Source organism: Fluviispira vulneris, from assembly GCF_014281055.1.
Taxonomy (GTDB): Bacteria; Bdellovibrionota_B; Oligoflexia; order Silvanigrellales; family Silvanigrellaceae; genus Silvanigrella; species Silvanigrella vulneris.
In genome coordinates this window covers 283735-300316 of sequence record NZ_JACRSE010000001.1, presented here as the reverse complement: position 1 = coordinate 300316, position 16582 = coordinate 283735, and the positions used below count along the sequence as shown (strand labels likewise).

The window sequence follows — 16582 nt, the reverse complement described above, 5'->3', positions numbered from 1 at the left end:
TAAAATTTATGCTTTTATTGATAAAGTTTTTAGGGTTTTAACAATATGAGTGTGCAAAATTTCTCTAATCATATAAAAAATAAATGGCGCTTCTATGCAATTTTAATTGGAACTTTATTTGCTTTTATTTTTACAATAGTGTTCTTGATAAAATTTAATTCAATTACTAAAAATAATGATGAAAAAAAATTAATTTCTGAGCATACCGAGAAATATAAAAATTTAAAAAAAAATAATACGCCATCAGTCGTAGTCGCAGAAGCAAAAACTAAAGATATTCCTGTCTATTTCTCTGCATTGGGAACTGTTACACCAATAGAATCTGTTACGGTCAAAACACAAATTAGCGGGAATTTATTAAAAATCTTTTTTCATGAAGGACAAATTGTAAACGCTGGGGATCTAATGGCAGAAATAGATTCAAAGCCACTTCAAGCTCAATACACACAATTTGAAGGTCAATTATTAAGAGATAAATCTTTTCTGACAAATGCTCGTCTTGATTTAAAGCGTTATAAAACTCTATTTTCATCGGGAGGTGTTTCACGTCAAACACTCGACACTCAGATATGGCTTGTCAAACAATATGAAGGAATAGTTTTATCAGATCAGGGACAATTAGATGCTGTCAAAGTCAATATAAATTACTGTAAAATAAAAGCTCCTATTGCTGGCCTCGTAGGGCTCAGGCAAGTAAATGAAGGGAATTATATACAAGCATCAGATGTAAATGGTATTGTTGCAATAAATAAATTACAACCCATATCTGTTTTATTTTCTATACCTGAGGATTATTTGCCAAAAATAATAGATAAAATAAGAGAAAAATCAAAAATTACAGTCTATGCTTATGATCGAGAACAAATAAATTTGCTCGCAACAGGTGATTTATTATCAACTGATAATCAAATCGATTCAACGACAGGAACAATTAAATTAAGGGCAGAGTTTAAGAATGAAAATAATATTTTATTTCCGAATCAATTTGTAAATATAAAATTATTAGCAGATACGATTTACGACGCAACGGTTATTCCAACAGCAGCGGTCCAGCACGGAACAAAAGGCGATTATGTGTTTATATTAAATAATAATACTGTTAAATATCAAAAAATAACTGTAGGCCAAATTAATGAAAATGAAATCGTTGTTAAAGAAGGATTAAAACCTGGAGAAAAAGTAGTCATAGAAGGTATTGATAAACTTACAGATGGAGCAGAGGTCTCTATATGATGGGTATATCGGAACCTTTCATAAAAAGACCGATTGCAACCACATTATTTATGGTTGCAATATTTCTTATTGGTACTTTATCTTATCAATTATTACCTGTCTCAGCATTGCCCGAAGTTGAATATCCAACAATACAAGTTTCCACCTTTTATCCTGGAGGAAATCCACAGGTAATAGCATCGGCCATTACGGCACCACTTGAAAAGCAATTCGGTCAAATGCCTGGTTTGAAACAAATGACTTCTGCAAGTTCAGGCGGTTCTTCTATTATTACCCTACAATTTGATCTCAATATGAGTCTCGATGTGGCTGAACAGCAAGTGCAGGCATCGATAAATACTGGATCAAATTTTCTTCCAAAAGACCTTCCCTCCCCTCCAGTTTATAATAAAGTTAATCCAGCAGATGCCCCAATTATGACTTTAGCAATCGTATCTGATATTTTGTCACTTCCTCAATTAGAAGATATAGCGGACACACGCATTGCACCAAAAATATCACAAATAACGGGCGTAGGTTTAGTAAGTATCAGTGGAGGACAAAAGCCTGCAATTCGCATTCAAGTTAATCCAAATATAGTTTCATCTTATGGCTTAAATATGGAAGATATCCGAACAGCAATTAGTAACGCAAATGTTAATATTGCTAAAGGAAATTTTGATGGCCCAAGACTTTCATATACAATTAATTCAAACGATCAATTATTGACTAGAGAAGCATATCAATCTCTAATAATTGCCTATAAAAATGGAGCCCCCATTCGTTTAAAAGATCTCGCTCAGGTGATCGAAGGAGCAGAAAATACAAAATTAGCAGCATGGATGAATAAAGATCCAGCAATTATTTTAAATATTCAAAAACAGACAGGATCAAATGTTATAGAAGTTGTGGAAAATATAAAAAAACTTTTACCTATTCTCAAAGCAAATATATCAAATCAAGTGGAAATTAAGATTTTAAGCGACAGGACAAAAACGATTCGCAACTCTGTAAAAGATGCACAGTATGAACTTATTCTTTCAGTTATTCTTGTTGTGCTAGTCATTTTTATATTTTTAAACAATATCCCAGCTACTTTTATTCCAAGTATTGCTGTTCCTTTATCACTCATAGGGACTTTTGCTGTAATGTACGCGTTAGACTTTAGCATTAATAACTTAACAATTATGGCATTGACAATAGCAACAGGATTCGTTGTTGATGATGCTATTGTCATGATAGAAAATATTGCAAGATATATCGATGTGGGAGAATCTCCATTACAAGCAGCACTGAAGGGTGCATCGCAAATTGGTTTTACTATTATTTCACTTACAATATCTTTAATTGCTGTTCTCATCCCATTGCTTTTTATGGGAGATATTATTGGTAGATTATTTAGAGAATTTGCAATTACATTATCTGTTGCAATATTAATATCTGCAGTTGTATCTTTAACATTAACCCCTATGTTATGTAAGCTATTACTAAAACATGATCTCTCAAAAAGAAAAAATAAGTTTGAAATATATATTAAGCATATTTTTGATAATATTATCATGCATTACACTATTTCATTAAAATGGGTTTTAAATCATCAAAATATAACTTTAATTATTACAATTTTTACTTTAATTATTACTGGATTTCTCCTAATATTTATCCCAAAAGGTTTTTTCCCAATTCAAGACACGGGTGTGATTCAAGGTGTGACAGAAGCAAGTCAGTCAATTTCATTTGAAGAAATGTCTCGAAAACAACAAGAGATTGCTGCTCTAATATTAGAAGATCCTGCCGTTGAAAATATTTCATCTTTTATTGGTGTTGATGGTGTAAATACAACTTTAAATAGTGGTCGAATACAAATCATCTTAAAATCAATTGAAGAACGTAAAATAAATTCTACAGATGTGATTCATCGTATTCAAGAAAAATTGCATAAGATATCAGGAATCACTTTATATATGCAATCTGTACAAGATATTTCAATTGATGACCGTGTGAGCCGAACACAATATCAATATAGCTTAGGTTCTGCGAATGCAAAAGAAGTGGAAAAGTGGAATGATTTATTTATTGAACGTTTAAATAATTTAAAAGAAATAAAAGATGTTACAGATGATTTACAAAGTACAGGATTAAATGCAAATATAGAAATAGATAGAAACACAGCATCCCGTTTTGGAATCACTACAAATCAAATTGATCAAACTTTATATGACGCTTTTGGTCAACGACAAATATCAACCATGTTTACAGATATCAATCAATATCACGTAATTTTAGAAGCAAAACAAAGTGAAAATTTAGCTCCGGAAAGAGTTCTGGATAATATTTTCATTCAAAGCTCACTTGGTATTCCTATTCCATTTGGATCATTTTCAAAATTATCTGTTAGCAACGGACCATTGACAATCAATCGGCAGGGTCAATTCCCTGTTTCAACAATTTCATTTAACTTAGCTAAAGGCTATTCATTAGGTGATGCATTAAAAGCAATTAATAGAGTGAGAAGCGAACTCAACTTACCTGATAGTTTACAAACAAGTTTTGAAGGTTCTGCAAAAAGTTTTGAAAACTCGTTAGAAAATGAAGGATATTTAGTTTTAGCTGCAATAATTGTTGTTTATATTATCTTAGGTATCCTATATGAAAGTTATATTCATCCAATTACGATTCTCTCAACTTTACCTTCTGCAGGAATGGGAGCTCTTTTAGCATTATATATTACACGCTCTGAATTTGATATTATAACATTAATTGCAATAATATTGTTAATAGGAATTGTGAAAAAAAATGCCATCATGATGATAGATTTTGCTTTAGAATTGGAAAGAAAAGGTAACAAATCGTCCTACGAAGCTATTTATCAAGCCTGTTTATTAAGATTCAGACCCATATTAATGACAACTTTAGCTTCACTATTTAGCGCAATTCCACTTGCTTTTGGCACGGGTATGGGATCGGAATTACGTAGACCTCTTGGAATTTCTATAATTGGCGGACTTGCCGTCAGTCAATTATTAACTCTTTATACGACTCCAGTCATTTATTTAACATTTGACAAAATTATTCGCTATTTCAAAAAAATTATAAGGGATAAAAAAGATAGAAATAAAAAAACTATTCCTGCGGAGGAACCGCAGTGAAAAATATTTCAGAACCATTTATATTAAGGCCGATTGCCACCTCTTTAATAGTCTTACTTATTACTTTAGCTGGCATTTTAGCATTTCGACTTTTACCAGTATCTCAGTTGCCACGAATAGAATTTCCAACAATTTTAGTCCAAGCGAACTTGCCTGGGGCGAGTCCTACAATCATGGCAAGCTCTGTTGCAACCCCCCTTGAAAGGCAACTGGGTCAGATATCAGGTATAACTGAAATGACATCAAGCAGCTCTTTGGGCAATGTGCGCATTATTCTCCAATTTGATTTGTCAAGAAATATCGATGGTGCTGCGCGCGATGTACAAGCAGCCATTGATGCAGCCATAGCACAACTTCCAACAGATTTACCTAGTAATCCTACTTACCGAAAAGTGAATCCTGCTGACGCCCCTATCATGATTATTTCTTTGACTTCAAATATATATTCAAGGCGTGAAATGTATGATGCGGCTACTACAATTTTGCAACAAAAAATTTCTCAAGCATCTGGAATTGGGCAAGTGGTTGTAGGCGGTGGCTCTCTTCCAGCTGTTCGAGTGGAGTTAAACCCATTAGCGCTTAATAATTATGGAATTAATTTAGAAACTGTAAGAAAAACAATTCAAAATGCTAATTCAAATATTCCAAAAGGTCAGTTGGTTTCAGGCGCTAAAAGCTATGAGATCGTTACAAATGATCAGATTTTTAAAGCATATCAGTATAAGCCACTTATAATTTCTTACAAAAATGGTGCGGCTGTTACATTAGAACAAATAGGAGATGTGGTGGATTCTGTTGAAGACCTTCGCAATCACGGTTTAACCGATGGTAAACCTTCTATAGTTTTAATATTATTCAAACAACCTGGCGCGAATGTTATTGAAACCGTCGATTTGATAAAATCAATATTGCCACAATTAAAAGCTTCCATACCTTCAGGTATGGATTTAACTGTTACTTTAGATAGGACGACAACCATTCGCGCTTCACTGCGCGATGTGGAAAAAACGCTTGTAATTGCAATTGCTCTTGTTATCTTTATCGTTTTTCTATTTTTAAAGAATTTATATGCCACTTTCATACCAAGTATTGCAGTTCCTCTTTCATTACTTGGCACTTTTGCTGTTATGTATTTTTTAAATTTCAGTTTGGATAACCTTTCTCTTATGGCATTAACAATTTCAACTGGATTTGTAGTTGATGATGCAATTGTTATGCTTGAAAATATTTCACGCCATATAGAAGCCGGAATGTCACCAAAAAAGGCATCATTACTTGGAGCAAAGGAAGTAGGTTTTACTGTATTGTCAATGAGTATTTCATTGATTGCGGTTTTTATTCCAATTTTACTTATGGGTGGAATAATTGGGCGATTGTTTTTTGAATTTGCCATGACCTTATCTATAGCTATCATAGTTTCTTTAATAGTTTCTTTGATTATCACACCATCAATGTGCTCTCAATTATTAAAACCAAAAAAATCATTAATAAATATCTCTCATAGAAAATCCTTTTTAGATAATTTAAATAATATATATGCTAAAAGTCTGCATTGGTCCTTAAATCATAAACGAATATTGCTATTAATAACGATTACGACTATTTTTCTAAATATATTTTTATTCATCTTTATACCTAAAGGATTTTTCCCCCAACAAGACACTGGAAGAATAGTAGGTTCAATTCAAGCCGATCAAAATATTTCATTTCAAAATATGAAAATTAAATTCGAAAATTTAGTAGATATAATTAAAAAAGATCCTGCTGTAAATCATGTTGTTGGTTATGTTGGAGGAAATTCGAAAAATTCAGGATTTGTATTTATCAGTTTAAAGACACTTGAAGAAAGAAGAATATCAGCAGATTTGCTTATATCTCGCTTGCGAAAAGCAACTTCACAATTAACAGGTGTACGTATTTATATGCAAGCTGCTCAAGATTTAGTCATTGGTGGCCGGCAAGGTAATGCTCGATTTCAGTATACGCTGTCTGCTGATAACTTGAATGAATTGAATAATTGGAGTGAGAAAATAATGCATCGATTAAATAATTTGCCGGGAATCGCAGATATCAATACAGACCGGCTCGATCATGGTTTAGAAACTTATATAAAAGTAAATCATGATCTTGCTTTACAGTACGGAATAACAGCTTCGAGCATCGATAATATTCTTTATGATGCCTTTGGGCAAAGACAAGTCTCTCTTATGTTTAAGGAGATGAATCAGTACCATGTAGTCATGGAAGTTGCCCCCAAATTTTGGCAACATCCAGATTCTTTAAATAATATTTATATACAAGCTCATAATAAAAATATTCCTCTCTCTAGCATTGCACAATTCTCAAATAGAGCATCTTTATTAGCGGTGAATCATCAAGATCAATTTCCTGCTGCCACCCTATCCTTTAACTTACAGCCTGGTGTTGCTTTAGGAGATTCGGTAAGTTTGGTTGAAAAAACTGTGAAAGAAATGAATCTACCACCTAATATTAAAGCATCTTTTCAAGGAGCAGCAAAAGCTTTTAAGGCCTCTTTATCTTCTGAACCTTATCTTATCTTAGCTGCTATTATTACGATTTATATTGTATTAGGTATTCTTTATGAAAGCTTTATCCATCCAATTACTATACTTTCCACACTTCCTTCTGCAGGAGTTGGAGCATTTTTAGCTTTAATCTTTACTGACACCGAGTTTTCTCTTATATCACTTATCGGAATTATTTTATTAATTGGAATTGTTAAGAAAAATGCTATCATGATGATAGACTTCGCATTGCAATTAAAAAGAAATGATAATAAAAATTCTCAAGATGCAATTTATGAAGCAGCTATTATTCGTTTTCGCCCTATAATGATGACAACTTTTGCTGCTATATTAGGAGCTGTTCCTTTAGCATTTGGCAGCGGTGTAGGATCAGAAATCCTCAAACCATTAGGAATTTCAATAATTGGTGGACTTATTATCAGCCAAATTTTAACTTTATACACAACGCCTGTTGTATATTTATATTTTGAAAGACTTTCAGATTGGTTTCGCATAAAAAAGTTAAGCATAAAAGGTGATAGAAACAATGAAACAGAAATTTATAAAATATAAATTGTTTGAGCAGAAACTCATTATACATATATTATTTATTGTTTTTTTAGCAGCATGCACTGTTGGCCCCGATTATAATAGACCTAATTTTTCCATGGCAGATCAATTTAAGGAAACAGAATATAAAAATTGGAAGATAGCTGAACCAAAAGATGAAAAAGATAAAGGCAAATGGTGGGAAGTTTTTTCAGATCCTGAACTCAATGAATATGAAGAACAACTTATAATAAATAATCAAACAATTGCGTCTTCACTCGCTCAATATGAGCAAGCTCTTGCTCTAGTAAACCAAGCAGAAGCAGGTTACCTGCCAAGTGTAACTGGCTCGGGTTCTGCGGCTCGCCAAAGAACCCAAGCCACTTCAAACATATCTCCTACTTATTCTACTAACTACAGTACATCCCTCAGCGCATCCTGGATACCTGATCTGTGGGGAAGTGTAAAAAGAACAGTCGAAGCCAATAAAGCCAACGCAGAAGCCAGTCTTGCCCAACTTGCAAATGTTCAGTTGACAGCACAAGCTTCGCTTGCACAATATTATTTTCAACTTCGCACTGCAGATATCAACCAAAAATTACTTGATGAAACCTTAGAAAATTATAAAAGAACTTTAGAATTAACGGAAAGAAAAAGAATTGCTGGCACAGCGACCTTAGCTGATTTTTTACAAGCTGAAGCACAAGTATCACAAGCAGAAGCACTCGCTTTAGATAATAATATAATACGACAACAATATGAACATGCAATCGCAATATTATTAGGAAAAAATCCCTCTGAGTTTTCTATAACAGCAAAACAAATTAAAATGCAGCCTCCAGAAATTCCATCGATCATTCCATCAGAACTTTTAGAAAGACGACCTGATATTGCCCAAGCAGAGCGTCTTGTTGCTCAAGCAAATGCACAAATTGGAGTTGCGATATCAGGATATTTTCCGACTTTAAATTTAAATTCTAGCGCAGGTTATACTAATTCTAATAATACAATTATCAATCTATTTTCTTTTCCAGCTCTTTTTTGGTCGCTTGGCACAAGTCTAAGTCAATCTATTTTTGATGGAGGATTGCAAGAAGCTAAAGTAACTGCTGCTATAGCAAATTATAAATCTATTGTTGCACAGTATAGACAAACGATATTGGTTGCTCTGCAAAATGTTGAAGATAATTTAGTCGCCTCTACATATCTAAAAAGAGAAGAGCAAGCGCAAAAAAATGCTGCTTTATTAGCTCAGCAGTCTGAAAGTTTAACAGTCCAAAGCTATGAAGTTGGTACTCAAACTTATTCTAATGTGCTAACTGCACAAATAAATACTTACACAGCGCTTAAAAATGCAAATAATGTGCTTGGCAGAAGAATGATAACTGCCGTCAGTCTTATAGCAGCTTTAGGAGGCAGTTGGAAAAATGAGCTTAGTTCAGATTCAATAACAAAAAAAAATAAAAGTAATTAAATCTATTTATTTTTATTTATAAGTTCAGGTAATAATCTAATATATGGTAAAGTCTGTGAGTTTTCATTTAAATACTTAGTGCACATTTTGTTAGGATTTTTTAAATGTGAACATAAATATTTTAATAATTTTCTTCTGTACTTATCGTCTTTATGAACAAAAGCTGAAACATGTCCATCCCATTCCACATCCCAAAATTCTTTAGGTTCAAGTGCTGTATCAAAGAGTTCTTTCCCAGATTCAAAAGGAACAACGTTGTCATTTTTACTATGAATAAAAACTAATGGAACATGAACATTTTTTATATAATCGATTGGACTCAAATTATCTGAAACTAGAAAACTGAGAGGCCATTGTAACGGCCACGTCAGCCATATACTTGCTAACTTTTGCCTCGCAATTCCACGATAGGAAGCAAATGTGCTGTCTAAGATAATAGCTTGCACATTATTTTTTTCATTATCAGCAAAAGCAGGTATTACGACTGCTCCTCCTAAACTTTGTGCAATAATAAAGTTATCTTTAGTGCGAGAATTCTCATAAGCCCATTGCAAAAAACTGACACTGTCTTGATAAATTCCAGTGCGCGAAGCTTCTCCTGTGGATTTGCCATATCCACGATAATCAAATTCTATAACATCAAAACCATTTTCTGCTAACCAAGCACAATACATAAAATGCGTTGTTATATTTTGAGCATTGCCATGAAAGTGTAATATTGTAGCGATAGGAATTTGTCCTTTTGCTTTTATTTTCCAACCATGCAGTTCTTCGTTGTCGGCAGTTTTTATTGTAAAATCAGTAAAAGCTAAATTCAAACGATCGGGAGTGATTTGAATAACAGAATCAGGATAATAAAAAAGATTATTGCAACCCGTTAAGAAAATTGCAAATAAAAATAATTGTATAAATGTTTTTGCTTTAAAAGTTTTCATTTCAAAATCCTCAAGAAAAATATTGTAATACCCTCTCATATAAGATTATTTATAATCAGTAATTAAAAAAACAACCTTTTTATGGAGATCATTATGAACCATTCTCTGTTAAAACAAAATAAGATTTCGAGAATGAACAGAGCAAATATTTTTATGGATGGAAAATGGATTAATGAAAATAAATTAACTGAATGCCTAGAATGTTTAATTGAGCCATATGATAAAATCTGCATTGAAGGAAATAATCAAAAGCAAGCATTGATGCTCTCTGAAGCTCTCTCAAAAGTAAATATTGAAAAAATAAATAACTTACATGTATTACAATCCACTGTACTATTTCCAACTCATATGTTGATATTTGAAAATGGTGTAGCAAATAAAATTGATTTTTCTTATGCTTCTATTTATGGCACACGTTTTGCAGAACTTGTACAAGAAGGTAAGCTGACTATAAACGGAATGCACACTTTTTTAGAACTTTATTCACGCTATTTTATAGATTTAACACCAAGAGTCTGTCTTATTTCAGCAGAAAAAGCCGATTTAGAGGGTAATATTTATACGGGAGCCAACACGGAAGAAACACCAACTATTATCGAAGCAACAGCATTTAAAGATGGTATTGTCATTGTCGAAGCTAAAGAAATTGTGAAAAAACTTCCAAGGATTGATATCCCATCAGATTGGGTCGATGCGCTTGTTTTAAATCGAAACCCTTCACCTATTAAAGCATTGTTTACACGAGATCCTGCTAAAATTTCAAATACAAAAATATTGATGGCGATGATGGTGATAAAGGGGATTTATGGCAAATATGGGGTAAATCGTTTGAATCATGGAGTGGGTTACAGTACGTGTGCCATTGAGCTATTATTGCCAACATATGCTGAAAGTCTTGGGCTTAAAGGAAAAATATGTGAATATATGGTCGTAAATCCATTACCAACACTTATACCTGCCATTGAGGCTGGATTTGTCAAACAAATTGTATCACCTGGTGGTGAAGTTGGAATGAATGAGTATGTGAAATCACGTCCAGATATTTTTTTTACTGGAAGAGATGGCTCTCTCCGATCAAATCGCTGCTATGCACAAATGGCTGGACTTTATGCTATAGATCTTTTTGCTGGTGCTACGTTACAGATCGATATTTATGGTAATAGCACAACTATAACTGCTGAAAGAATGCCAGGTTTTGGTGGTGCGCCTAACTTTGGCAGCAATGCAAATGCACGCAGACACTGCTCTGAAAGTTGGCTTTTAGCAGGACGAGAAAATAAAAAACATATCAATCAAATCCCACAAGGTAAAAAACTAGTTTTACAGATCGTAGAAACTTTCCAGCCATCAGGCATTTCATCTTTTGTTGAGACATTAGACGCATTTGAAATTCAAAAGAAAATGCAGTTACCCTTAGCTCCTATTATGATATATGGAGAAGACGTAACACATATCGTAACTGAAGAAGGAATAGCCAATTTGTTACTTTGTCAAACAGCATATGAACGGGAACAAGCCATACGCTGCGTGGCAGGTTTTACTCCAGTTGGTTTAAAAAGAGACAAAATGTTAATTGATGAGCTCAGAGAAAAAAGAATTGTTACATATCCAGAAGATCTTGGCATCTTGAAAGAAAGCGCTACCCAAGATCTATTGGCTGCAAAATCAATCCAAGATTTAGTAAAAATGTCAAATGGTTTATATGAACCACCCGCTAAGTTTTTGAAAAAATTTTAATGAACTAATTCATTACAAACAATAAAAGGCTTCTTATTTTCGTCGTAAAGAACTTTAAATTTTACTTTAAAAGCACTTTCAAGAATTTTATTTTCAAGAATACTTTCTATAGAGTCATGGGCATAAATTTTGCCATTTTTAACAACAACAATATAATCTGAATAATGTAATGCGTGATTAATATCATGCAAAACCATTATAATAGTCTTCGCACTTTCTGTGTTCAGCTTTTTCAATAAATTTAAAATTTCAATTTGATGTCGAATATCTAAATATGTTGTCACTTCATCTAGGAATAAGCAATCACTATTCTGCGCAAGAGACATAGCTATCCAAGCTCTTTGTCTTTGCCCTCCTGAAAGATCACTGATAGAAGTTTGAGCCAGTTGCTTTAAATTTGTCGCAGAAAGAGCCCAGTCTATAATTTTTTTATCTTCACATTTTGTATTTTTAAAAATGGCTTGATGGGAATAGCGTCCATAAGTTACAAGTTGTTCAACAGTGATGTCTTTGGGAGTCTCAGGTGATTGTGGCAAAAAGGCAAGAATCTTAGCAAGCTCTTTTCTTTTAAAATCTTGTATAAGGCGATCATTAATATGAATAGTTCCACTTTCAGGTTTTAATGAGCCAGCTATTGTTTTGAGCAACGTTGATTTGCCAGAACCATTCGGCCCAACAATGGAAGTCACTTTATTTTGAAAAAACTCGACATCAATTTGCTGCAGAATTTTAACTTTTGCATAAGAAGCTGTTAAACCCTGCACAGAAATACAAGCCATTTATAAAATTCCTAATTAAGAGTTGAAAGAAAAACAAAAATTAATGATAATGAAATTTATTATCAATAGATTTAAAATACTAAATTTTCCATTAAAAGCAAGTTCACTCAATTTAAAAAGCTCTTTTTATAAATACACACAAAAAACTACATTATGCTTTAAAAATTTTCAACTTCTTTTCTTCATAAACAAGCAGCTATCGTTGTGTCAAATAACTGGAGAAATTGCCTATAAAATTTCTTCACAATATAATATTTATAAGATAAAGCGATTGATTATAGTTTAATATTTTATACAGATTACAGTACTGAATAAATTAAATTTCTAAGAGTAACAAAATATGCAAGACACCCCCTACCCGTCTGATTTTTGTGAACAATTCCATGTACAGAACACGGATAGTTTTCAGCCTTGTGGTGTATTACTAGGAATTGATTTAAATGGATTTATTATTAAATTTGCCTCTGAAAATTGTAAATCTCTCTTCAATTTTTCAGATAATAATTTTTTTAAAAAAAAACTCGCTGATTGCATCAGCGAAAGCTCATTCCATTTTATTAAACGGCATGTAAAAAATTTACAGAGTCTAGCAAATGAAATTAGAGTTAATATACAACTCGATGTAAAAAGTGAAAATAATTTTATCAAATATCATTGTTTAAGTTTTTTGACTAAAGACATACTCTGTCTTGAATTTCAATTAGAATGCCCAATAGAATATCAAGTTAATCAAGAATTATTTGACGCCGCTTATCAAGAAATTACCCTTTATCAGGGAGATTTAAATATTCTTGCAGCAAAATTATGTCGATTTATTAGGTTCGTGACAAATTTCGATCGCATCTATTATTGCCGTTTTGAGGATGATGGAACTGGATATGTACCTGCAAATGATGCAACAGAACCTTTAGAATCCATTTTACATCATCATTTTCCAGCGACTGATGTCCCTGCAATTGTTAGACAACTATATTTAAAAAGCCGCTATCGTTTGATTACTGAGGCTACTTACACACCTATAAAAATTATTGGCTTGCATGAAAAAATAGATCTCAGCATGTCTTTATTTCGTGCGATTGGACCAACCCATTTGCAATATTTAAAAAATATGGGAATCATGTCATCTGCTTCATTTTCAGTTGTTGAAAATAATACTTTGCGAGGTTTAATTGGCTGCCACTCTGTTAAGAGAAAAGCAATACCTCTAGAAATTTTACCAAAAATTCAACTTCTTGTAGAACTTTTTGCCACTCGCTTACTTGATGAAAAACTAAATGAACTGCAAATCAAAGCACCTAAAATAAATAAAAACATATTTGAATTTTTAAAAATGTATGAAAATATGAACTGTGATCTTCAATCATTACCCAAAGAGAGTTTTGCTCTTTTAAGAAATACTTTTATGTGTGACAATGTTCTGTACAAATATGAAAATAAAAAAATAACTGATTCTAATATCCCCGATGAAATGATTGATAAAATTGATTTCTTTGCCAAGAAAAAATTTGATAATAATGAAATAACTATACTTAATTGCTTAAGTGATCTGCATCCAAAGTTTAACAAATGGATGAAAGAATATTCAGGAATGATTTACATACCATTGGATCGAGATCATATATCCTATATTGCGCTTTTTCGGCCTGAACAAATTCAGACAATAAAATGGAGCGGAGACCCTAGTATACAAAATATAAACTCTGATGGCTCTTTAAATCCAAGAAATTCATTTGCAATTTGGTATAACCAAATTAAGGGAGCATGCGTTCCTTGGAGTAAGGTAGAAATATCAATAGCAAAAGAAATCAGAATTAAATTAATTGATATTCGATCAAATTTCCTTGAAAAATCGATAAGGGAGAATTTGATTTTAAAAGAAAAAAATGACGAAAATGAACTTCTCTTAAGTGAAATCCATCACAGAGTCAAAAATAACCTGTCCATTGTCAGTTCAATATTTGATTGGAAAATGAAAGAATCAAAAAATTCCGAATTGATTTCAGATCTAAAAGAAATGAAAAGCAGAGTTCATGCCATATCTGCTCTGCATGAAACGCTTTATCAAGGTGGTAATTTTGGCTCGTTATCTATAGAAAAATATTTAAAATCAATAGCACGGGAAGCTCTTTCCTTAGTTAAAAATAACAACACACAGATAGATTTTACGTTTTCAATCCCATCTGATTTAGTCATTCCAATCCAAGAAGCATTGCCGTTAGGTTTAATAACTCATGAATTTATTACAAATTCAATAAAACATGCATTCAACGAGAAAGACAAGGGTTTAATAAATATTGAATGGAATGAATATGCAGATACACCAATACTCACACTCAGTGATAATGGCAAAGGCTATGTAAATATTGAAAAAAAACAAAATAAATCGTTAGGGCTAGAGCTTATAAGATTACTCGTCGGTCAACTCGATGCAATACCTTCTTGGGATGGTTCGGTAGGTGTTAAGTTAAAAATTAAATTTGATAGGAAATTTGCATGAACGCAAATAAAGCAAAGCAAAAAAAAATTCTTATTGTAGAGGACGAAGCAATTTTAGCAAAATCACTTGAAGATTCTTTAATCTCTATGGGATATGCAGTTACTGGAATTGCCGATTCTGGAATCAAAGCTATTATGCTCTTTTTTTCTACGGAGCCCGATCTTATTTTAATGGATATTAGAATTAAGGGAGCAAAAGATGGAATTGAAGTAGCTGATAATATACGCCAGCAAAAAACGGTTCCAATAGTCTTCTTAACTGCAAATCAAGATCCTGCAACTTTTGAACGGGCAAAAATTGAAGGTGCTTATGGCTATGTTTTAAAGCCTTATCAAGAAAGAGAATTGCAAATCGTAATAGAAATCGCTCTGAATCAATTTGAAATGCAAAAGAAAAAATCTGAATTGGAAATGGCACTTTTAAATGCCGAAAAACTTGGCACAATTGGGTCCCTTTCTGCTGGAATTATTCATGATATAAATGCCCCCTTGAGTAATATATATGCCTCTTTAGATTTAATTTATAAAAATATAAAACAATTAGATCTCGCAAATGATCCTAAACTTACGAAATCTCTTAATAAAATCGAAAAGGGTGCGAAGGCAATAAAATCAACTGTACAAAACTATCGAGGTATGATCGATAAAAATGAAAATGAAGAAAGAATAATGATAAATGTAAAAAATATTTGCAAAGATGCCTTTGAAATTTGTTCATATCTAACTTCAGAAAAAAAGATTAAATTTATTGAGTTAAACAGTTCTCCAGATTCTTATGTTTTTTTTGGGAAGGTTTCTCTTTTCCAAGTATTAGTAAATTTAATTAGAAATGCAAGTGATGCAATTGAAAATCTACCTGACCCTTGGATAAAAATCACTTGGGAAGATTTGAATGCGAAGTTTTTAAAATTACTTGTTATCGATAGCGGAACCGGTATACCAGAAAATATTCGTGAAAAAATATTTGATACTTTATTTACGACAAAGGAACCTGGAAAAGGAACCGGATTAGGCCTAAGTTTAAGCAAGATTATTCTTGATAAATATGGGGGAAAAATAGAATTAGATAATAATTATCCAAACACATGTTTTGTTTTAACTCTACCTAAAGAAAAAATAAACTAATTTTTATTTTGTAAAAACATTTGCTCAAAGCATTCAAATGTATCTATCGCTGACTGGATTATAATTTCGATTTCAGAAGGGTGTTGGTCAGAATAATCTTGTATAAAAGTTAAAAATTCTTTCCAATATTTAAAAGTGTCAAAGCCATTTCCATATAAAAAACTCAAGGAGTGAGTTATCTTATTTCCATGGAGAGATTTTAGTTTTTTATAAAGAAACTGACCACCTAAATTCGAACCTTCTAAGACATACAAAACACCTACAGCATTTGCTGCAGAAAATATTATTGGCGTTTTAATAACAGATTTGAATTCAATATTTTGAAACATTCCCAAATTTTCTAAATCATTTTTTAGTAAAATAGATCTTTTAATAGATTGATCTGATTTTGGAAATGAAAAATTTACATAAAATTTACTTAAATTATTTTCTATAGGCTCTATTAAATGAAGAAAAGCACTTAAATAGAAGAAATAATCTTCTAGACTCGGCTCTTTTTTGCTTAATGGATTTATGAGTTCCACTCTTTCGTGCAGTTGACAAGTTGCTGACCTGAGCATTTCATGAATATTTTTTACATGTTGAATCGTTGTCATTGAAA

At 32.3% G+C, this 16582-nt stretch carries 10 protein-coding genes; 7 read left to right on the top strand and 3 right to left on the bottom strand.

Going from position 1 to position 16582, the window contains the following annotated elements:
• Window positions 1-45: 45 nt before the first annotated feature.
• The 4 genes from H7355_RS01100 to H7355_RS01085 are packed head-to-tail and all read left to right on the top strand — an operon-like array spanning window position 46 to window position 8909.
• A complete protein-coding gene (locus tag H7355_RS01100; RefSeq protein WP_186644094.1) occupies window positions 46-1233 on the top strand; it encodes an MdtA/MuxA family multidrug efflux RND transporter periplasmic adaptor subunit in 1188 nt (395 codons plus the stop codon).
• The gene (locus H7355_RS01095) at window positions 1233-4361 is read left to right on the top strand and encodes a multidrug efflux RND transporter permease subunit (RefSeq protein WP_186645381.1); all 3129 of its coding nucleotides are present in this window, start codon (window positions 1233-1235) and stop codon (window positions 4359-4361) included. Before H7355_RS01100 ends, H7355_RS01095 begins: the two co-directional genes overlap by 1 nt.
• Window positions 4358-7459: an efflux RND transporter permease subunit gene (locus H7355_RS01090; protein WP_186644092.1), complete on the top strand. Its 3102-nt coding sequence runs from the start codon at window positions 4358-4360 to the stop codon at window positions 7457-7459. The genes H7355_RS01095 and H7355_RS01090 overlap by 4 nt, the downstream gene beginning before the upstream one ends.
• Window positions 7434-8909 (top strand): efflux transporter outer membrane subunit, encoded by a 1476-nt coding sequence (locus tag H7355_RS01085; protein WP_186644090.1) that lies wholly within the window; start codon window positions 7434-7436, stop codon window positions 8907-8909. Before H7355_RS01090 ends, H7355_RS01085 begins: the two co-directional genes overlap by 26 nt.
• 2 nt (window positions 8910-8911) lie before the next feature.
• Here the strand turns inward: H7355_RS01085 and H7355_RS01080 are convergent, their stop codons facing one another.
• Entirely contained in the window at window positions 8912-9844 is a 933-nt protein-coding gene (locus tag H7355_RS01080; protein WP_186644088.1) for an alpha/beta hydrolase, read from the bottom strand.
• A gap of 93 nt (window positions 9845-9937) precedes the next feature.
• On the opposite strand from H7355_RS01080, the gene H7355_RS01075 reads away from it, so the two are divergent.
• Window positions 9938-11581 carry a malonate decarboxylase subunit alpha gene (locus tag H7355_RS01075; protein WP_186644086.1) on the top strand — a complete coding sequence of 548 codons (1644 nt, stop codon included), beginning with the start codon at window positions 9938-9940 and terminating at the stop codon, window positions 11579-11581.
• On the opposite strand, the gene H7355_RS01070 is transcribed toward H7355_RS01075, so the two are convergent.
• Window positions 11578-12360: an ABC transporter ATP-binding protein gene (locus tag H7355_RS01070; protein WP_186644084.1), complete on the bottom strand. Its 783-nt coding sequence runs from the start codon at window positions 12358-12360 to the stop codon at window positions 11578-11580. The two genes, H7355_RS01075 and H7355_RS01070, sit on opposite strands and share 4 nt — an antisense overlap.
• A gap of 340 nt (window positions 12361-12700) precedes the next feature.
• Here H7355_RS01070 and H7355_RS01065 point away from each other — a divergent pair, with 340 nt between their 5' ends.
• On the top strand, window positions 12701-14857 hold the full coding sequence (locus H7355_RS01065; RefSeq protein WP_186644082.1) for a histidine kinase dimerization/phosphoacceptor domain -containing protein: 2157 nt from the start codon (window positions 12701-12703) through the stop codon (window positions 14855-14857).
• A complete protein-coding gene (locus H7355_RS01060) occupies window positions 14854-15981 on the top strand; it encodes a sensor histidine kinase (protein WP_186644080.1) in 1128 nt (375 codons plus the stop codon). The genes H7355_RS01065 and H7355_RS01060 overlap by 4 nt, the downstream gene beginning before the upstream one ends.
• On the opposite strand, the gene H7355_RS01055 is transcribed toward H7355_RS01060, so the two are convergent.
• Entirely contained in the window at window positions 15978-16577 is a 600-nt protein-coding gene (locus H7355_RS01055; RefSeq protein ID WP_186644078.1) for a biliverdin-producing heme oxygenase, read from the bottom strand. The two genes, H7355_RS01060 and H7355_RS01055, sit on opposite strands and share 4 nt — an antisense overlap.
• Window positions 16578-16582: the final 5 nt, after the last annotated feature.